The following is an 18,168-nucleotide window of genomic DNA, read 5'->3' as shown; positions in this document are numbered from 1 at the left end:
TGTTCGGGATTTGTAATCCCGAACCCTGATACCATGTATTTTAGAATCGGTTTTTTTACCACATATTCACAGTAGATCACTACCAGTCCCGTAACCTGCTGTCACGCGGTTGCACCGCGGGACAATTGAATATGGAGCTTTCAGCTCATTTTTTTAACCGCTAAGGGCGCAAGGGTTTTCGCAAAGGAAACAAGGAAAAGAGGTTCTACGTTGTCACGCGTTTCCGAACGCGGGACCAATGATCCCTGAAATTCCGAATGCAGGAACCGAAAAACCGATCTCCTTTGTGTCTTTCAGTCTTTGTGGCCCATTATTCTATCTTAAATGCCTCATTCTTTTCTTCTATAGCGCCACTCCATTAAAAGGGTTGAAACGTCTTCTTCCTACCTGCATGCCAATGGCCCGGCAGACAGTTTTGTCTCCGTATTTCACGTTGATTTTGTCCAGGGCCTGATACAGACGGATCTGCTCTTCGGTGTCCTCAAAGAGGTTGATTTGATAATTTCCATGCACGAGATTACTGAAGCGCACGCCGATCAAGCGGATAAGCAGCCGGCGCGTGTACAGCTTTTTGAACAGCTCTTTCACCGTTTTGATGAGCGTATGGTCTGCAGAGGTATAGGGTATGCGTTGCTGTACCGTATGCGTATCAAAGTCCGAATAGCGGATCTTCACAGTGACAGAGGCTGTGAGCTGCTGCTTTTGCCGCAATTTACCCGCCAATTGCTCTGTCATCGCAATGAGGTTGGCCTCTAGCATCTTCACATCTATGGTGTCCTGTTCGAAGGTGTTTTCCGAAGAGATGGACTTGGCTTCTGAGTAGGGCACCACAGGGGAGCGGTCGATCCCATTGGCTTTTTCCCAGATGCTCAATCCGTTTTTGCCAAAAGTAGCTTCCAGTAATTCTGAGGGCATGACCTGCAGGGTCTTGACGGTCTTTACGCCCATATTGTAGAGGGTAAGGGAAGTCTTTTCCCCGATCATGGGGATTTTCCGCACAGAGAGGGGAGCAAGGAACGGTTTCTCTGTGCCCCGGATTACCTCTTTGTAATTGTTGGGTTTGGCTTCTCCTGTGGCCACTTTGGACACGGTCTTGTTTTCGGAAAGGCCCAGAGAAATGGGTAGGCCGCTTTCCTTCAGGATCTTTTCCCGCAGTTCTTTGGCCATCTTGAAGCAACCAAAAAACCTGTCCATACCAGTATAATCTATGTAGAATTCATCGATGGAGGATTTTTCAAATAGGGGTACATCCTCCCGGATGATTTCCGTGATTTCATGGGATTTTTGGCTGTATTTCTCAAAATCCCCCCGGATGATCAAGGCTTCCGGGCAGAGCTGTCTTGCAGTCCGCATCGGCATGGCCGAGTGTACCCCAAATTTTCTCGCTTCATAGCTGCAGGAAGCCACCACTCCCCGGTCTCCCGATCCCCCGATCAGGATGGGTTTACCATTCAACCTGCTGTCGTACAGTCGCTCCACCGACACAAAAAACGAATCCAAATCCATATGCACTATACTTCGCCCACTGCTCATTTTGTCAAATATTTTAACATTTTACTGTTTATAATTTAGACATATTTTGTATATTTGGAAAGTGAAATCAGAATGTATGACAGTAGCTGACATAAAAAATGCATCTCAACGCCAATATTAAATTTCTACGCAAGCAGAAAGGCCTCACGCAGGAAACTTTGGCCAATGCTTTAGGTATTAGTAGGTCCAAACTGGCAGGCTATGAGCTGAACATCAATCCTCCTTTGGAGACCATTTTGGAGATGGCGGATTATTTCGGGGTTTCGGTGGATATCCTTTTGAGGAAGGATCTGGGCGCACTTTCTGAATACAAACTCCGGCAGCTTTTGGAGACAGATCAGTTTCTCCGGGGTCGCAACCTCCGTATTCTCAGTACCACGGTAGATGCTGAGGGAAAGGAGTTGATCGAAGTGGTCTCACAAAAAGCCAAGGCTTCCTATCTGGCAGGCTTTTCTGATCCGGATTTTATAGAAGAGTTGCCCAGATTTTCCCTGCCCTTTTTGCCCCAGGATAAGAAGCACCGGGTTTTTCAGGTGGATGGGGATTCCATGTTGCCCATTCCCGAAGGCGCCTGGTTGGTATGTGAATATGTGGATGACTGGTTTTCCATCAAGGATGGGGAAAAATATGTGGTGGTCACCGAACAGGATGGGGTGACGTTTAAAATTGCCTACAATCAGATCAGGGAAAAGGAGCGCCTCTTGCTTTGCTCCAGCAATCCTATTTACAAGCCTTTCTATGTCAATATCTCAGATGTGAGGGAAGTGTGGAGGTACAGGTTGATGATGGTTTGAGTTTGGCTTAGCCAATCTAATTGACTAATTTGCATATAACCAGAATATTAAAGCCTTAGCGATAATGAAATGCAACTAATTTCAAGGAAAATCGGTAAGCTAAGCATAACATGTTGTTGTTCACATTCAAAATTTACTGGACTAATGAAATTACAAATGATACAAGACAGTAATGGTGAGGATATGGGGGTTTTTATTCCAATTAAGGACTGGCTTGCCATAAAAAATCTATATCCGGATATTGAAGAAATAAGTAAAGATCTTCCAAAATGGGAGAAAGATTTGATTGATCGGAGACTTGAAGAGATTTCTCAAAATCCAGAAAGGTTGATAGAGGGAAAAAAAATCTTTGAAGAGCTGAAGAGAAAATTATAATACCTTATAGTCTGCTATTTTTTGATGAAGTACTTAGGGCGTGCTGAAAAACGCCAATTGGAGAATAATTTCTTTAAATTTTGATGAATACCCCATTTATTAAGCGTTATCTTTTTAAGCAGGTGCAAACTTATTAAATGATCCAGTTTGATTTGCGTGCACCTGAAAATTTCAAAATTTGAAATTTTCAGGCTAGTCTCAGGCATACCATCTTCTTCATTGGGCTCATTCGAAGTATAAGCATACATCTTCAATCGCCCGCTTCGAAGCTGGCATACCTGAGACTTTTTCAGCAAGCCCTACTTAATGATGTAGAGCAGGCAAAAGAGTGGTATAAAACTCAACGCCAAGGCTTGGAAGAAGAATTTGCCCTGGCTGTGGAACTTGCTATCCAACAATTATTAAAAGAGCCATTCGCTCATGCGGTTCGATATAGAAATGTTCGGATTGCCCATCCAAAGAGATTCCCTTATAATATTCATTTTTACATAGATGAGCCCAATTTAACGGTGGTGATTACCGCTATTGTGCATAGTAAAAGAGATCCGCTTAGGTTTTTTAATCGAAAAAGTTGATTCTTTTATTGTTGTCTATCACTTTTTGGGTTTGTGAAAACTCGATCGGAAGAGGTGGTATTTTTTCTACGGAAGAAATAAAAATCCTATTTCCAAGACAAAATCTATTTAAATCCGTTATACCTTGTAACACGTTTGTGTATTCACCCGGAATAGCATTTTAATTTCTACGCCACGGTGCACCAATAATTACGAGTTATAATGCATAATCAGGGTTTAATTGACATGTTGAATTATCCTCACCCTTTAAAGAGTAATGGAATGAAAGAATTTGCAGTGATGGAAACTCCTTTGGGTAATGTCCGGGCAGAGGCTTGGGATGGATACCTGGTCAGGCTTCAATTTACAGACGAACCTGTAACTGACACCTTTTTGGATGGCGTTCTGATGGACGTTAGAATACAACTTGGGCTCTACTTTCAGGGCAAACTAGAGACATTTGATATACCGGTGGCTTTTGGAGGCACAGATTTCCAGCATCAGGTCTGGATGGAAGTCAATAAGATCCCCTTTGGTGAAACTAGTACCTATGAAAAGATCGCCAATAATATGGGAAAACCTTCTGCCATTAGGGCAGTGGGTACAGCCATTGGTGCAAACCCCATTTTGATTATGCTGCCTTGTCACCGAATTGTGGGGAAGAAAGGGCAACTCACCGGCTATGCCGGAGGACTTTGGCGGAAATCAAAGCTATTGGAAATGGAGCAGAAGGAAAAAGTAGGAGAGCAAGTGAAGCTTGAGTTTTAAGATACAAACTATGCTTCATTTAAATTTGGAATGAGGTTTTACATCTCATTTCCATTTTTTTCTCTGCCCAAAAGCTTTATTTTTGCGTAGCTTATTTGAAAATTAAACTTTAAAAATATGTCTTCGACGAAATATGATTTGATTGTTGTAGGGTCGGGTCCAGGTGGGTATGTAGCCGCTATTCGTGCTTCACAGCTGGGTTTGAAAACTGCAGTAGTGGAAGCCGCTGAATTGGGTGGTATCTGTTTGAACTGGGGTTGTATCCCTACCAAGGCCTTGATCAAAAGTGCCCAGGTTTTTGAATATATCAACCATTCCGAGGACTACGGCATTAAAGTCAAAGGTGCCGAAATGGATTTTGGTGGCATGATCAAAAGAAGCCGTGATGTGGCTGGAGGCATGTCCAAAGGGATACAGTTCCTGTTTAAGAAGAATAAAATTGACCAATTGTTGGGTTGGGGTAAAGTGCAGCCGGGCAAAAAAGTCGAAGTTGAAGATAAAGATGGTAAGAAAACAGTTTATACTGCTGATCACATCATCATCGCTACCGGGGGAAGGGCGAGAGAACTTCCGGCATTGAAAATTGACAATGAAAAAATAGTCGGTTACCGTAAGGCAATGGTATTGGACAAAAAACCTGAGAAAATGGTGGTAGTGGGTTCAGGAGCCATCGGTGTGGAATTTGCCTATGTCTACAGTGCTATTGGTACGGAAGTGACCATTGTCGAATTTATGGACAGGATTGTACCCAATGAAGACGAAGAGGTGTCTAAAGCTTTGGAGCGCATCTACAAGAAAAAAGGAATCAACATCATGACTTCTACGGAAGTTACTGGTGTGGATACCAAAGGTAAGGGTTGTAAAGTGACCGTTAAGGACAAAAAAGGCAAAGAATCCGTCATCGAATGTGATGTGGTGCTTTCTGCAGTTGGTGTAGTATCCAACGTGGAAAATATCGGTTTGGAGGATGTAGGGGTCTTGGTGGAAAAAGGAAAGATCAAAGTAGACGAGTACTACAGAACCAACATGCCAGGATACTATGCCATTGGTGATGTAACGCCTGGTCAGGCTTTGGCCCACGTGGCCTCTGCAGAGGGGATCATTTGCGTAGAGAAAATTGCAGGCCATCATCCTGAGCCTATGGATTACAATAACATCCCAGGTTGTACTTATTGTGTGCCTGAAATTGCTTCTGTAGGTTATACCGAAGCCCAGGCCAAAGAAGCGGGTTATGAAGTGAAAGTGGGTAAGTTCCCATTCTCAGCTTCCGGTAAAGCATCAGCTGCTGGTGCCAAGGATGGATTTGTGAAATTGGTGTTTGATGCCAAATACGGAGAGCTTTTAGGAGCCCATATGATCGGTGCTAATGTAACTGAGATGATTGCTGAGATTGTAGCCATCCGCAAGCTGGAGACTACTGGTCATGAGCTCATCAAAACAGTTCACCCACACCCAACCATGTCCGAGGCGGTGATGGAAGCTGCTGCGGCTGCCTATGATGAGGTGATTCATATTTAAAAATGAAGTGATTTTTATTTGATTATCAGTAAAATAGAAATAAGCCTGACTTCGAAGTCAGGCTTATTTTTTTGTTTTTTGGTATGTAAGTAGGATTGAGTTGTTTTTAGAAAAAATTTACTAAAGTTTAATTTAAGGGTTTTTTAATGGTATATTGGGGAAAAACGAGATTAGATTATGTCCAATACGAAAGCCCCAAAGTCAAGTAAGAATGTAAGAGGTACAATTACCTGCGACAATACCACTATCCATTTGCTGCAAGCCAATGATTTTGTTGCAGAAAGTATCCGAAACCAAATGTCAGAAAAAAAAGTACTGATGATCAACATCACCTCATCTGCTGGAAGTGGAAAAACCACTCTTATGCAGGAAACAGTAAAGCGATTGAATGATGAGATAAATATAGGGATTCTTGTTGGTGACCTTGAAACGGAGAGAGATGCCGACCGCATCAAGGAAGTAGGCGGGAAAGCTTTACAGATTGTGACAGGAGGTATTTGCCATTTGGAGGCCCAGATGGTGTGGCAGGCTCTAAAGAGTTTTGATATTTCCGGTTTGGATGTGCTCTTCGTCGAAAATGTAGGCAATTTAGTTTGTCCAGCCTCTTTTGATCTTGGGGAAGATTATAGGGTTACACTTATTGCCACCACAGAAGGTGATGATAAGCCTCAAAAGTATCCCAAAATGTTCCTGACCAGCGAGTTGATGTTGGTTTCAAAGGCAGATCTTTTGCCTTATCTCCCTTTTAGCGTTGAGGCGGTCACCAATGACGCAAGGGCTATTAATCCAAATATTGAAGTCATTGAAATTTCATCTGTGAACGGAACGGGCATTGAAGCTTGGTGTGATTGGCTAAAAGCAAAAATCAAAGAGAAAAAATCATCAGATTCAGTTGCTGTCTAGTGCCATTTTGGAGCGTTCATATTGAAGGACAGGTGCAGGGAGTGGGGTTTAGGCCACACGTTTCGCGCATTGCTCAAGCAAAGGGCTTGGGCGGTAAGGTATTCAATACAAGCAAAGGAGTAACCGTAGAAGTCTATTGTTCAAAACTTGATCTCGATGAGTTTTTGGAAGAATTACAATCCAAGCTTTCGCCACTGGCAGTAATTTCCAATTTACAGATTGAGCAAATTTCCAACATAGGAGACATTACCAAGGATTTTCAGATTCTACCCTCTCAAGAAGGTGAGAGTAAGAGTGCCAACGTCAGTCCAGATTTTGGAATTTGTATGTCCTGTCAATCGGAGTTGTTAAATCCAAAAAGCAGGCGCTATCAATATCCTTTTATTTCCTGTACACAATGCGGTCCCAGGTATTCTATTCTAAGAGGCATTCCTTATGATAGGCATCGCTCATCCATGGGGAATTTTGGGATGTGTTCTTCTTGTATGGATGAATATCACGACGAACATGACAGGCGCTTTCACTCCCAAACCAATTCATGTCCTGATTGTCCAATAAATTTGAGGATTTTTCCCGAAACGGATCCTACTATTTCTAAGCCTATTGATTTTGTAGACCATGCCGTAACTATTATCCAATCAGGTGGAATTCTTGCAGTAAAGGGAACAGGAGGCTTTTTATTGCTAACAGATGCTACCAATTCGGATGCTGTAAAATTACTCAGAAAAAGAAAGCAGAGGCCCAGAAAACCCTTAGCCTTGATGGTTCATGATGAAAATATGCTTTCAGATTTTTTCACAGTTTCACATGAAGAAATAGAGTTGTTAAGATCAGCTGCCCGGCCAATTGTGCTTTGCAAACCGAAGGAATATACTTCTCTTCATGGCACTCAAGCTTGGGTTGCTCCAGGTCTTTCTCTTTTAGGTGTTTGCTTGCCTGCAGACCCATTGATGTTCCTTATTTCCAGAAAAGTTGGCAAACCAATTATTGCCACTAGTGGTAACCTTCACCTAAGCCCCTTGCAATTTAAAGATCAAGAAGCCATACAAAATCTTCTCGGAATTGCCGATGCCGTCATTTATCACAATAGGGAAATCCATTTCCCTCAAGATGATAGCGTTTTGCGCATTGCTGAAAATTCCCAACAAAAAATAATTCTGAGAAGGAGCAGGGGCTTGGCCCCGACTTTTTGGAATAAGGTCAGGATAAAAACTGAGCTTCCGATTTTAGCATTAGGGGCTGATTTAAAAGCTACTTTTGCCCTTTGGGATGTGTATAATGTTTATGTGAGTCAGTACTTAGGAAACCTGGACAGTTTTGATACACAGGAGAGATACCTGGACACTTTGACCAAGTTTTTAGACCTTACTGGTATCCAACCTCAGCAAATATTGATGGATAAGCATCCCTTGTACCATAGCAGAAGGTTTGCAGGCAATTTCCCTCATGTGAATGTTACAGAAGTTCCCCATCATGAAGCACACTTTGCCGCCTTGCTTTGGGAATATGCCGCTCTTGATGCTGATGAACCCATCTTGGGAGTGATTTGGGATGGGCTGGGATTTGGAAATGATGCAGCTTTATGGGGCTCAGAGTTTTTTGTTTTCAATTCAGGAGAATTTGAGCGGGTTTGTTCTTTTGACTATTTTGATTATATCCTGGGGGACAAAATGTCCATTGAACCACGACTTTCGGCTTTGGTGCTTTATTATCATACAGGAGAACCGCTTGACTTCCTCAAAGAAAAGTATTCTACTACCGAATGGGTACTTTATACCAAAATGCTTGATAAAGGTGGCCATGCCCAAACCAACAGCATGGGGAGGATTTTTGATGCAGTCTCTTCCATATTGGAGCTTTGTGATTTCAATACCTATGAAGGGGAGGCCGCCATGCTATTGGAACAATTGGCCAGGAACTACTTTGACGCAAATGGTCATGCTGCCACCCAATCTTATTTTATGGATTCCATTGTAAAAGATAAGATTTCGGGTGCTGATTTAATTTCTCAAATAATAAAGGATAAGTCAAACGGCTTGGATTCAGGCCTTATTGCTGCCAAATTTCATCTGACCTTGGTTCACATCATTTCTCAAGTCATCCAAAATACATCTTGTAGGAAAATTGGATTTTCAGGAGGAGTTTTCCAAAATGCCCTTTTGGTTGATTTGCTTCAGCAATACTTGGGGGATGATTATCAACTTTTATTCCATGAACAGTTGTCACCCAATGACGAGAATATATCCCTTGGCCAAATGGCCTGGTATCATATAAAAAATAGATCACAAAACCTTAAAATAAAATCTTATGTGCTTGGCGATTCCCGGTAAAATAAAAAGTATAGAGACCATGTATGATGGTCTGGTCAGAATGGCTAAAATCCAATTTGGAGGCATCATGAAGCAGGCCAGCCTTGAAATGGTTCCCCAAGCAAAAGTTGGGGATTATGTGCTTGTCCATGTAGGCGTTGCCATCAGTATTGTGGACGAGGAGGAAGCCAAGAAATCATTTGAATACCTAGAGCAGATTGGTGAAATTGATGAATTGATCGAACATACCCAAACCGATAGAAACGACCTGCCCTCCATCAATTCAAGTAAAAGCCAATCGGCGGATGGTGCTTAAGGTTATATTATAAGCAAGGCTTGATTTTTAAATTTCTTGCTCTAAAAACAATAAACTCACTTAACCACAAAATCTGATCGAAATGAAATACCTATCGGAATACAGAAATCCTGAATTGGTAAAGAAATATTTAGATGAAATACACCAATCCTGTACAAAACCTTGGATGATCATGGAAGTGTGTGGAGGACAGACCCACAGTATTGTGAAAAATGGATTGCTCCAATTGCTTCCCAAAGAAATTACCATGGTTCATGGACCAGGTTGTCCGGTTTGTGTGACGCCCATGCACCTGATAGATAAAGCAGTTTATCTGGCGCTTAAAGAAAAGGTGATTTTGTGTTCCTTTGGAGATATGTTAAGGGTACCGGGGTCTACAGATAGTTTATTGGAAGCCAAGTCCAAGGGAGCGGATGTAAGGATATTGTATTCTCCTTTGGAAGCTGTGAAATTGGCCAAGGATAATCCTGATAAACAGGTGGTTTTCTTTGCGGTGGGTTTTGAGACCACTGCGCCTGCCAATGCCCTTTCTGTGCTTCATGCCCACAGGGAGGGATTGGAAAATTACTCCATTCTGGCTTCTCATGTACTTGTGCCTCCTGCCATAGATGCAGTGATGAATGATGATTTGGTAAAAATACAGGGTTTTCTTGCAGCAGGACACGTATGTACAATTATGGGAATTGGGGAATATGGCCCTCTGGTAGAGAAATACCAAGTGCCTATTGTCGTTACAGGGTTTGAGCCTGTAGATATTTTGCATGGGATATTAATGGTAGTCAAGCAATTAGAAAAAAGTGAACATAAACTTGAAAACCAGTATGCCAGAGTAGTCAGGCCTGAGGGCAATCCGGAGGCAAGAAAAGTGATTGAGGAGGTTTTTGAAATTACGGATAGGGAATGGAGAGGAGTGGGGAATATCCCATTAAGTGGATATCAAGTAAAAGAACAGTATGCAGCATTTGATGCCAATAAAAAATTCTCTATCAAAATGCCCAAAGTGGAGGAAAACCCGGAATGTATTGCAGGTCAGGTCCTGAAAGGGATAAAGAAACCACATGAATGCCCACAGTTTGGAAAAGGTTGTACACCGGAAAGACCACTTGGTGCGCCTATGGTAAGCAGTGAAGGCGCCTGTGCTGCTTATTACCATTTTTCCAAAATCAGCGGTCAGTTAACTGAAGCCTGATACGTAAAACCAGATTAAACTTAATTTATGTCGGATTATAAAAGTATTTTATCGGCTTCTTGTCCAATGCCCAAGCTAGATTTTGAGATCATCACTATGGGACATGGCAGTGGGGGCTTGCTTACCCACAAACTTCTGGATGCAGGGGTTTTTGATGTCCTTTCCAATGAATACCTCGACAAGCAACATGACGGGGCTGTCTTTGACGTAACTCCTGGAAAAATGGCATTTACCACAGATAGCTATGTGGTTTCTCCCATATTTTTTCCGGGAGGAAATATTGGGGAACTGGCGATCAATGGGACGGTGAATGACCTTTGTATGTGTGGTGCCAAAGCGGCGTTTATTTCATTGTCTTTTATCATTGAGGAAGGTTTACGGGTAAGTGATTTTTGGGAAATATTATTGCATATCAAACAGGCAGCAGATCATGCCGGAGTCAAAATAGTAACAGGGGACACCAAGGTGGTAGAGCGTGGAAAAGGGGATAAGATTTTCATCAACACAAGTGGTGTTGGGAAGGTACATCCAGAAGCAGCTATATCGGTTGACCGAATCAAAACAGGGGATAAAGTGATTATATCCAATGATATTGCAAGGCATGGTATTGCCATCATGAGCGTGAGGGAGGGCTTGGAATTCGAATCCGATATAGAAAGTGATACCTGTCATTTCAATCATATAGTAGAGCAGCTTTTGGAAGGTTTTGGAAATGGAATTCACTTTTTAAGGGATGCCACTAGAGGCGGATTGTCCACCATTTTGAATGAGGTCTCCCAGTCTTTATCCAAAGGAATTGCCATTCACCAAAAAGACATCACCGTAGATGAATCAGTCGCAGGAGCTTGTGAATTATTGGGTTTGGACCCACTATATGTAGCCAATGAAGGAGTTTTTGTGGCTTTTGTAGAGGCTTCTATTGCGGATCAGGTGGTCCAAAAATTAAAAAGTTGGGAAAATGGGTTGCATGCAGCAGTGATTGGAGAAGTTGCCGACCAACATCCCGGTCAGGTGGTGCTGCATAGTCAAATTGGAGGGAGAAGGGTTGTCAATATGTTGGTAGGAGAGCAATTGCCGAGAATTTGTTGATATGGATGATAAGAAACCAAATATAGCGCTGAATATAACCTTGAAAAGAGCTGCAGCACCTTCCCTGAATCCTGCTAAGGAAGTTCCAAAAATTGAAGGTCCAAGCAGGTTCTTTTTAGGTGATCCTGAAAGTCCATTTCTTGCCCCCAGAGGTGTTTGGGTTAATGGAACTAAACTTCTTGTTTCTGATACAGGACAAAATAGGGTTTTCATTTGGCATCAGATTCCTGAAAGTGAGCAGCAAAAACCAGATTTAGTCATCGGTCAATCTGATCGAAAGAATACCGGTAGAAATGAAGGAGGAGATGCTTCTGCCCAATCCCTTCAATATCCTTCGGCGGTATGGACTGATGGGAAAAAGTTAATTGTAGCAGACGCATGGAACCATAGGGTTTTGATATGGAAGGAGTTTCCTCAGCAAAATCATCAACCTGCGGATGTTGTGTTGGGTCAGGAGGATTTTCGAGGTAACCTACCCAATAGGGAAGGAGTAAACTCAGACCCTTCCGCTCACTCTCTTTATTGGCCATACGGGATAGCTGTGTCTGATGAAAAATTATTTGTAGCGGATACCGGTAATAGAAGGGTACTGGTTTTTAATAAAATTCCTGAATGCTCAGGCCAAGCCGCAGATGCAGTTATCGGCCAAGAAAATTTTGGAAGTAAAAGCTATGACCCAGACAATGCCATTTGGCCCTATGGAGTTGCCCTTGGGCCAAAAGGAGAGTTGGCGATTACAGATACACAGTACTACCGGGTCCTTCTCTGGGATCATTGGAAAGATTCGTTAAATCAGCAAGCTACCTGTCTTGTTGGCCAACCCAATTTTGAATCCAATGGACAAAACCAATTTGGCTTATCACCAGGTCCAAATACATTGAATTGGTGTTATTTTGCAGGTTTTTACAAAGAGGGAATTTTTGTCAATGATACAGGGAATTCGAGAATTCTTTGGTTTGAAAAAGTCCCTAAAGAGCATGGCGTATCAGCTGATGCTTTGATAGGTAAGCCGGATTTTTATACGGGCAGTGAATTTGGAGATACAGTATTTGGAACTGAAAAGTCTTTATACTGGCCTTTTAGTTTTAGTGTGTTTCCTGGAAAAAATCAAATAGTAATTGCTGATACAGGTAATCATCGAATCGTATTGTGTGATTTACAAATGTCTTAAAAAGGTTAACATATGAATGGGACAGAGAGCTTGTTAGAAATGATGAAGCAATTTAACCTGCCGGTTTTATCTCAGCATGGGAAGCATATCGAGACACAGAATGGCTATGTGATTGAGGTAGAAGGGCCTGATCTTTATAAGCTCATCCATTTGGGTGATGTCATAGCTCCGTTTGATGATCTTGAGGAACTATGTGGATTTATTAAAACTTACAGCTGAATGAAGGATACTTTAAAACTGGTGGAAGTTTTTATTGTTGCCATGTCCCCAAGCACGAATTTCCCGGGTAAATTTGCATTGATTTTGGAGGATTTGGATAAAAAAAACAGGTTTCCTTTGCTTATTGGCGAGGCTGAAGCTTTATCCATTGGGGTTGCTTTGGAGCAGATTAAAACCCAGCGGCCACTTACCCATGACCTTTTTTTCGATGTGGTGAGTTTGTTTCACGCCAAAGTGGAATATGTTTGGATTAAAGAGATCAAGGATAATATTTTTAAGAGCGAAATTGTTTTCAAAACGACTGAGCGCAAGGAGCTGTGCGTGGACAGCAGGACATCAGATGCTATTGCCTTAGCCTTGAGGTTTGATAGCCCGATCTTAATTCCTAAGCAACTTTTGGAGGAACAACGCATAGATATGGACATTTATGTAGGGGAAAGCAAGCGAACTGCCTTTTCTTCGTATACCATGGAAGAATTGGAGAACCTCTTACAAAAGGTACTGGAAAAGGAAGATTATCAAAGCGCTGTCAGGATAAGAGAGGTAATTGCAAAGAGAAAAAATATTAATAACTAATCATGCACGAAATATCATTGGTCAAAAATATTTTCGGATCCCTTGACTCAGTCTATCCGGAAAAGGAAAGAAAAAGAATTAAAAAGATCCATATGAAAGTTGGGCTACTTTCCAATGTTGAGCCCATTTTGATGCAAAATGCATTTGAAGCGGTAGTGGCTACTGAGAGAAAAGAGTACATGGATTGCGAGCTTTGTATTGAAGTATTGCCTATTTTAGTGCATTGCGATGAATGCAATAAAGAATCGGAGGTGGTGAATTATAAGTTTGTTTGTTCTTGTAATAAACCTACCAATAAGGTAACTCAAGGAAATGAGTTGTTGATTTCAGGGGTTGAATTCCTGGAGTGATTTTTTTTACAAAAATTTCTTAGAAAGATGCCTAGAAAAGATACCAAAATAAAAATTAAGGAGGTAGCGTTGAAACTTTTTAACAGGGATGGTTTCGTCAATGTTCGATTACAACATATTTCAGATGTCTGTGGGCTAAGTTTGGGTAACATTGGTTACCATTTCAGAACAAAAAATGATATTCTTTATGCCTTATTCAGTGACTTTGTAGAAGAACAAAAGCTTTTACTGTCAGAATTTCGTGTTTTGCCACTTTTTGAAGATTTTAACCGTTTTCTCAATTCTAATTTTGAATTACAAAAACGGTATGTGTTCTTTTATAAAGATGCTTTGGATTTGACAAGGTTATATGAAAATATATCGAAGCAATACAGGGAACATTTGACCTGGCAAGAGCTACAATTACAAGGAATGTTGGTTTTCAATGAAGCAAGGGGGGCTTTAGACTCAAAAGGGAATCAGGATTTCGTACAAAAAATGTCCTCGCTTTTGGTTTGGGCCAGTGAAAGTTGGATCAGTAGGCAGGCAGTAACAGGTGCAGAAGAATTGGATAAAAGTAGCTATCTGGAAATGGTTTGGTTTTTGTTGAAACCATACTTTACGGATACAGGAATAGAAGAATTTGAAAATAGGGTTATAATACATGAACTATGAAAAAAAATCCGGTTTTAGATTTTCAAATGTATAAATGGTTACTTCGCTCCATCAATCAATTATCATTGTATGAGGATAGATTGGGAAATGAGTCGGAATTCAATTTTTTGCGATCCAACGAATGGCTTGTAGATACTGCTGTAATAGACAGGTTAATTTACAGAAGAGGAGCTTTTAGAATAGATCTTGTTTTTGCACATCATAAACAACCCTTAAAGTTCTTGGTCCGAAACATTACAGTCCAATCAGATAGAAAAAAGGCGGAAATTATGTCCCAGTTGTTTAGGCGACAAGCAGCAAAAGATCAACGGGGAACATTGATGATCAAAGAGGGGTTATTAAATTTAGATTATAATTAACAACTGGAAAAATGTCTAAAACGAAAGACAGAATTTTAGAAGCAGCGATAAGCACTTTTAATGAACATGGGGTAGCCAATGTAAGGTTGCAACAGATAGCGGATGCTGCTGATATAAGCGTAGGAAACTTAGCTTATCACTTTAAAAACAAAGAGGCAATAGTTTCTCATGTCTATGACTTCATTTTTAGTGAGTTCTCTGAAATATTGTCTGATTATCTTTTTATAGAGAACTTTCAAGGACTGGACAGAAATCTCGAGCAATACTATGCTTTTTTCATGAAGTACCGATTTTTCTTTACGGACATGTTTGAGATAGAGCGTAATTATCCCGATATCTTGGAGAAATGGCACAAGTATTCCAACCGGATGTTATTACAGGTCAAATCCAGAATTGAATTTGATGTTCAGCGCGGTGTCCTTGTTCCGCAATCTGATGAAATGAATGAGTTGCTTTCCAGCAATATCTGGATGTCTATAATTTTTTGGTTACCGCAGAGAATATTAAGAGGTCTTCCAGCAGAGGAGAAACTTTTCAAAGAGGCAGTTTGGAGCCAAATGACGCCTTACCTTACAGACAGGGGAGAAGAAGAGTTTGTAGCCTATATTTATCCTGTTCTTATATAAAGATCATTTTTAGCTCATTTATTTATTGAACCTTAGTATTTAAGATTGATGGTTTCAAAAAAAACCTCTTATTTATCATATTTCGCATTTTTAGAATATTTTTTCTAATTTTTAGAAAAAATATTCAAATAAAATTAGGAAACACTTTCTAATTTGGTTGAGAATTTTTAAATTTGATTTCGATGCTTGATTTCAAAATTTTGTTTTGTATTCAAGTTAATTTCATTTAACAATTTAACCCAAAACAACAACTCAAATGGCAAACGTTCTTTGGTTGCAAGGAGGGGCATGTAGTGGTAACACCATGTCTTTTTTAAATGCAGAGGAGCCAACTGTAGTGGAATTGGTAACCGATTTTGGTGTCAATATTCTCTGGCATCCATCTATAGGCCTTGAAATAGGTCACCAGGTATCTGATCTTTTGGAAAGCATTGTTGCTGGTAAAACCCAATTGGATATTCTGGTTTATGAAGGTTCCATCGTGCAAGGGCCAAATGGAACCGGTACGATGAATTATTTTGCTGAAAGACCCATGATGGACTGGATTAAAGACTTGTCCAAAGTTTCAGGATATGTGGTCGCTATAGGTGACTGCGCAACGTGGGGAGGTATTCCAGCAGTGCCACCAAATCCTTCTGAAAGTACCGGGATGCAATTTCTCAAAAAAGAGAAAGGTGGTTTCTTGGGTGCAGATTATGTTTCTAAAGGAGGTTTGCCTGTGATTAATATTCCTGGTTGCCCTGCGCACCCTGATTGGATTACCCAAATTTTAGTAGCTATTTCCACAGGGAGAATTGGGGATGTTTTATTGGATGAGTTTCATCGGCCTAAAACCTTCTTCACCGATTTTGTTCAGACAGGTTGTCCAAATGCCATTTCATTTGCCCAAAAAGTGGATGGTCAGTTCGGTAAGCGGGGCGGATGCTTATTTTACGAAGTAGGCTGTAGAGGTCCTATGACCCGTGCTAGTTGTAACCGGATATTATGGAACCGCCAATCCAGTAAGACCAGGGCAAATCACCCTTGCTTAGGCTGTACAGAACCAGGGTTTCCTCACAATGATCTCGTTAAAGGATCCGTATTCAAAACCATGAAATATCTGGGTTTTTTGCCAAAGTCAGTCCCGGCAGGTAATACCAAAGCAGGGTACTATGCGAGAGCCGGATTTGAAAAAGCAATGGGTACCCTGGATAAAGTGGTTGTAGGAACAAGACCTCAATTTGAAAGCTCAAAATAACCAAAGTAATGTCAACATATAAAGAATTAAATATATCTCCAGTCGGACGCGTTGAAGGAGACCTGGACGTAAAAGTATATATGGAAAATGGGGTAGTGACCAGAGCACATACCCAAGCTGCTATGTTCCGTGGTTTTGAACAAATCATGGCGGGAAAAGATCCTCAATCTGGACTTATTGTCACCCCAAGAATTTGTGGAATATGTGGTGGCTCACACCTTTATTGTGCTTCTTCCGCTTTGGATACCATTTGGAAGACCCAGCTTACTCCAAATGCCTTACTGCTTAGAGCAATTGGACAAGCGACTGAAACTCTACAGAGTATTCCTAGGTGGTTCTATGCCATATTTGCTACAGATATGGCCAATAAAAAGTTTGCTAATAAGCCGCTCTATGAAGAAGTGACCAAAAGGTTTGCAGCCTATGTGGGCACTTCCTTCCAAACTGGCTTAACAGCTTCTGCTTTACCAGTTGAAGTGTATGCAATTTTTGGAGGACAATGGCCACATTCTTCCTATATGATTCCTGGTGGGGTAATGTGTGCCCCAACCTTGAAAGATATCACGAGAGCACATGCAATCCTTAATCATTTTAGAAACAGATGGTTGGAGACGAATTTTCTTGGCTGCTCTATAGAAAGGTATTTGCAAATAAAATCCTGGGATGATATGTTGGCCTGGGTGGAGGAAAATGAAAGCCAGAGAAACAGTGATTTGGGACTGTTTATCAGAGCAGGCCTTGAATTTGGAATAGATAAGTTTGGTCAGGGAGTAGGCAAATTTATCGCCTATGGTACTTATCTGCACAAGGATAAATATAATAATCCAACCATCGAGGGCAGGAATGATGCTGTTATTTCAGCTGGAGGATTTTATGATGGGGCAAAATTTCATAGCCTAAATCACCTCGATATTCAGGAACATGTGGATCATGCTTGGTATAAACAAGTGCCACCTGCTCACCCTTGGGATGAGCCAATTCCGACACCTGTACCTTCCCAAAATTTAGAGAATACTGACTTTTCAGGTAAGTATAGCTGGTCCAAATCTCCAAGATATATGGGTTTTGCTGCTGAAGCAGGTCCATTATCCAGGGTGATTATGGCAGGAAATCCTGATAATTTGGATCACCAAAACAGAGACCCTTTGTTTTTGGATATCATGGATAAATTAGGACCTTCTGTATTTACAAGAACTTTGGCCCGGCTTCATGAGGCCCCAAGAATCTATGAATATTTGAATGAATGGCTCAGTCAGATAGATCTGGACGGTGAATTCTATATCAAGCCAGAAGAAAGAGATGGAAAAGGATGGGGAGCAACAGAAGCGGCCCGTGGTGCTTTGGCACATTGGGTTGAGATAAAAAATGGTGTGATTGAAAATTATCAAGTGATGGCCCCAACCACATGGAATGTAGGCCCAAATGATGGTAAAGGAAACCCTGGCCCTATCGAAGCGGCACTCGAGGGAACTGAAATCGAAGATCCGCATGATCCCGTAGAAGTGGGGATGGTGGCGAGGTCCTTTGATAGCTGCCTTGTATGTACAGTTCATGCCCATGATGGAAAGAGTGGAAAAGAATTGACCAAGTTTAAATTATAATGCCTTCCCCAGCTAAAAAGTGGAATC

20 protein-coding genes are annotated in these 18,168 nt (G+C 41.3%); 19 read left to right on the top strand and 1 reads right to left on the bottom strand.

The window, feature by feature from the left end; translation table 11 throughout:
* Positions 1 to 342: 342 nt before the first annotated feature.
* Positions 343 to 1,533 carry a DNA polymerase IV gene (dinB, locus tag B879_RS10330; protein ID WP_009185121.1) on the bottom strand — a complete coding sequence of 397 codons (1,191 nt, stop codon included), beginning with the start codon at positions 1,531 to 1,533 and terminating at the stop codon, positions 343 to 345.
* 98 nt (positions 1,534 to 1,631) lie between these two features.
* On the opposite strand from dinB, the gene B879_RS10325 reads away from it, so the two are divergent.
* The 19 genes from B879_RS10325 (at position 1,632) to B879_RS10235 (ending at position 18,141) form a co-directional block, all read left to right on the top strand.
* Positions 1,632 to 2,327, top strand: coding sequence for an XRE family transcriptional regulator (locus tag B879_RS10325; RefSeq protein ID WP_009185120.1), 696 nt, complete (start codon positions 1,632 to 1,634; stop codon positions 2,325 to 2,327).
* A gap of 144 nt (positions 2,328 to 2,471) precedes the next feature.
* Entirely contained in the window at positions 2,472 to 2,702 is a 231-nt protein-coding gene (locus tag B879_RS10320; protein ID WP_010608498.1) for an addiction module protein, read from the top strand.
* 353 nt (positions 2,703 to 3,055) lie between these two features.
* The gene (locus B879_RS23570; RefSeq protein ID WP_009185118.1) at positions 3,056 to 3,277 is read left to right on the top strand and encodes a hypothetical protein; all 222 of its coding nucleotides are present in this window, start codon (positions 3,056 to 3,058) and stop codon (positions 3,275 to 3,277) included.
* Between the two features lie 261 nt (positions 3,278 to 3,538).
* A complete protein-coding gene (locus B879_RS10310; RefSeq protein ID WP_040400441.1) occupies positions 3,539 to 4,024 on the top strand; it encodes a methylated-DNA--[protein]-cysteine S-methyltransferase in 486 nt (161 codons plus the stop codon).
* Positions 4,025 to 4,141: 117 nt separating this feature from the next.
* Positions 4,142 to 5,542, top strand: a complete 1,401-nt coding sequence (lpdA, locus tag B879_RS10305) for a dihydrolipoyl dehydrogenase (RefSeq protein WP_009185116.1) — start codon at positions 4,142 to 4,144, stop codon at positions 5,540 to 5,542.
* Between the two features lie 177 nt (positions 5,543 to 5,719).
* Positions 5,720 to 6,445, top strand: coding sequence for a hydrogenase nickel incorporation protein HypB (gene hypB, locus B879_RS10300; protein WP_009185115.1), 726 nt, complete (start codon positions 5,720 to 5,722; stop codon positions 6,443 to 6,445).
* Entirely contained in the window at positions 6,391 to 8,775 is a 2,385-nt protein-coding gene (hypF, locus tag B879_RS10295; RefSeq protein ID WP_051012667.1) for a carbamoyltransferase HypF, read from the top strand. The genes hypB and hypF overlap by 55 nt, the downstream gene beginning before the upstream one ends.
* Positions 8,753 to 9,070, top strand: a complete 318-nt coding sequence (locus B879_RS10290) for a HypC/HybG/HupF family hydrogenase formation chaperone (protein WP_009185113.1) — start codon at positions 8,753 to 8,755, stop codon at positions 9,068 to 9,070. Before hypF ends, B879_RS10290 begins: the two co-directional genes overlap by 23 nt.
* A gap of 82 nt (positions 9,071 to 9,152) precedes the next feature.
* Entirely contained in the window at positions 9,153 to 10,259 is a 1,107-nt protein-coding gene (gene hypD, locus B879_RS10285) for a hydrogenase formation protein HypD (RefSeq protein ID WP_009185112.1), read from the top strand.
* A gap of 27 nt (positions 10,260 to 10,286) precedes the next feature.
* Complete coding sequence (hypE, locus tag B879_RS10280; protein WP_009185111.1) at positions 10,287 to 11,348, top strand: hydrogenase expression/formation protein HypE; 1,062 nt, start codon at positions 10,287 to 10,289, stop codon at positions 11,346 to 11,348.
* A gap of 1 nt (position 11,349) precedes the next feature.
* The gene (locus B879_RS10275; RefSeq protein WP_009185110.1) at positions 11,350 to 12,519 is read left to right on the top strand and encodes an NHL repeat-containing protein; all 1,170 of its coding nucleotides are present in this window, start codon (positions 11,350 to 11,352) and stop codon (positions 12,517 to 12,519) included.
* 12 nt (positions 12,520 to 12,531) lie between these two features.
* Positions 12,532 to 12,738: a hypothetical protein gene (locus B879_RS10270; protein ID WP_009185109.1), complete on the top strand. Its 207-nt coding sequence runs from the start codon at positions 12,532 to 12,534 to the stop codon at positions 12,736 to 12,738.
* Positions 12,739 to 13,314, top strand: a complete 576-nt coding sequence (locus B879_RS10265) for a bifunctional nuclease family protein (protein ID WP_009185108.1) — start codon at positions 12,739 to 12,741, stop codon at positions 13,312 to 13,314.
* 2 nt (positions 13,315 to 13,316) lie between these two features.
* The gene (locus tag B879_RS10260) at positions 13,317 to 13,664 is read left to right on the top strand and encodes a hydrogenase maturation nickel metallochaperone HypA/HybF (protein ID WP_009185107.1); all 348 of its coding nucleotides are present in this window, start codon (positions 13,317 to 13,319) and stop codon (positions 13,662 to 13,664) included.
* Between the two features lie 27 nt (positions 13,665 to 13,691).
* On the top strand, positions 13,692 to 14,318 hold the full coding sequence (locus B879_RS10255; RefSeq protein WP_009185106.1) for a TetR/AcrR family transcriptional regulator: 627 nt from the start codon (positions 13,692 to 13,694) through the stop codon (positions 14,316 to 14,318).
* Positions 14,315 to 14,677: a hypothetical protein gene (locus B879_RS10250; protein ID WP_009185105.1), complete on the top strand. Its 363-nt coding sequence runs from the start codon at positions 14,315 to 14,317 to the stop codon at positions 14,675 to 14,677. Before B879_RS10255 ends, B879_RS10250 begins: the two co-directional genes overlap by 4 nt.
* Before the next feature lie 11 nt (positions 14,678 to 14,688).
* The gene (locus B879_RS10245; RefSeq protein WP_009185104.1) at positions 14,689 to 15,303 is read left to right on the top strand and encodes a TetR/AcrR family transcriptional regulator; all 615 of its coding nucleotides are present in this window, start codon (positions 14,689 to 14,691) and stop codon (positions 15,301 to 15,303) included.
* Between the two features lie 256 nt (positions 15,304 to 15,559).
* Positions 15,560 to 16,540, top strand: coding sequence for an NADH-quinone oxidoreductase subunit B family protein (locus B879_RS10240; protein ID WP_009185103.1), 981 nt, complete (start codon positions 15,560 to 15,562; stop codon positions 16,538 to 16,540).
* Between the two features lie 8 nt (positions 16,541 to 16,548).
* A complete protein-coding gene (locus B879_RS10235) occupies positions 16,549 to 18,141 on the top strand; it encodes a nickel-dependent hydrogenase large subunit (RefSeq protein WP_009185102.1) in 1,593 nt (530 codons plus the stop codon).
* Positions 18,142 to 18,168 lie beyond the last annotated feature (27 nt).

Origin of the sequence: Cecembia lonarensis LW9 (assembly GCF_000298295.1) — a bacterium.
GTDB classification, from domain to species: Bacteria; Bacteroidota; Bacteroidia; order Cytophagales; family Cyclobacteriaceae; genus Cecembia; species Cecembia lonarensis.
Note: the sequence above shows the minus strand (reverse complement) of the source record. Positions and strands in the feature narration are given on the sequence as shown.

Coding starts and splice junctions, on each gene's coding strand:
- dinB (WP_009185121.1), bottom strand. CDS start 1,533: ATGAGCAGTGGGCGAAGTATAGTGCATATGGATTTGGATTCGTTTTTT.
- B879_RS10325 (WP_009185120.1), top strand. CDS start 1,632: ATGCATCTCAACGCCAATATTAAATTTCTACGCAAGCAGAAAGGCCTC.
- B879_RS10320 (WP_010608498.1), top strand. CDS start 2,472: ATGAAATTACAAATGATACAAGACAGTAATGGTGAGGATATGGGGGTT.
- B879_RS10310 (WP_040400441.1), top strand. CDS start 3,539: ATGAAAGAATTTGCAGTGATGGAAACTCCTTTGGGTAATGTCCGGGCA.
- lpdA (WP_009185116.1), top strand. CDS start 4,142: ATGTCTTCGACGAAATATGATTTGATTGTTGTAGGGTCGGGTCCAGGT.
- hypB (WP_009185115.1), top strand. CDS start 5,720: ATGTCCAATACGAAAGCCCCAAAGTCAAGTAAGAATGTAAGAGGTACA.
- B879_RS10290 (WP_009185113.1), top strand. CDS start 8,753: ATGTGCTTGGCGATTCCCGGTAAAATAAAAAGTATAGAGACCATGTAT.
- hypD (WP_009185112.1), top strand. CDS start 9,153: ATGAAATACCTATCGGAATACAGAAATCCTGAATTGGTAAAGAAATAT.
- hypE (WP_009185111.1), top strand. CDS start 10,287: ATGTCGGATTATAAAAGTATTTTATCGGCTTCTTGTCCAATGCCCAAG.
- B879_RS10275 (WP_009185110.1), top strand. CDS start 11,350: ATGGATGATAAGAAACCAAATATAGCGCTGAATATAACCTTGAAAAGA.
- B879_RS10270 (WP_009185109.1), top strand. CDS start 12,532: ATGAATGGGACAGAGAGCTTGTTAGAAATGATGAAGCAATTTAACCTG.
- B879_RS10265 (WP_009185108.1), top strand. CDS start 12,739: ATGAAGGATACTTTAAAACTGGTGGAAGTTTTTATTGTTGCCATGTCC.
- B879_RS10260 (WP_009185107.1), top strand. CDS start 13,317: ATGCACGAAATATCATTGGTCAAAAATATTTTCGGATCCCTTGACTCA.
- B879_RS10255 (WP_009185106.1), top strand. CDS start 13,692: ATGCCTAGAAAAGATACCAAAATAAAAATTAAGGAGGTAGCGTTGAAA.
- B879_RS10250 (WP_009185105.1), top strand. CDS start 14,315: ATGAAAAAAAATCCGGTTTTAGATTTTCAAATGTATAAATGGTTACTT.
- B879_RS10245 (WP_009185104.1), top strand. CDS start 14,689: ATGTCTAAAACGAAAGACAGAATTTTAGAAGCAGCGATAAGCACTTTT.
- B879_RS10240 (WP_009185103.1), top strand. CDS start 15,560: ATGGCAAACGTTCTTTGGTTGCAAGGAGGGGCATGTAGTGGTAACACC.
- B879_RS10235 (WP_009185102.1), top strand. CDS start 16,549: ATGTCAACATATAAAGAATTAAATATATCTCCAGTCGGACGCGTTGAA.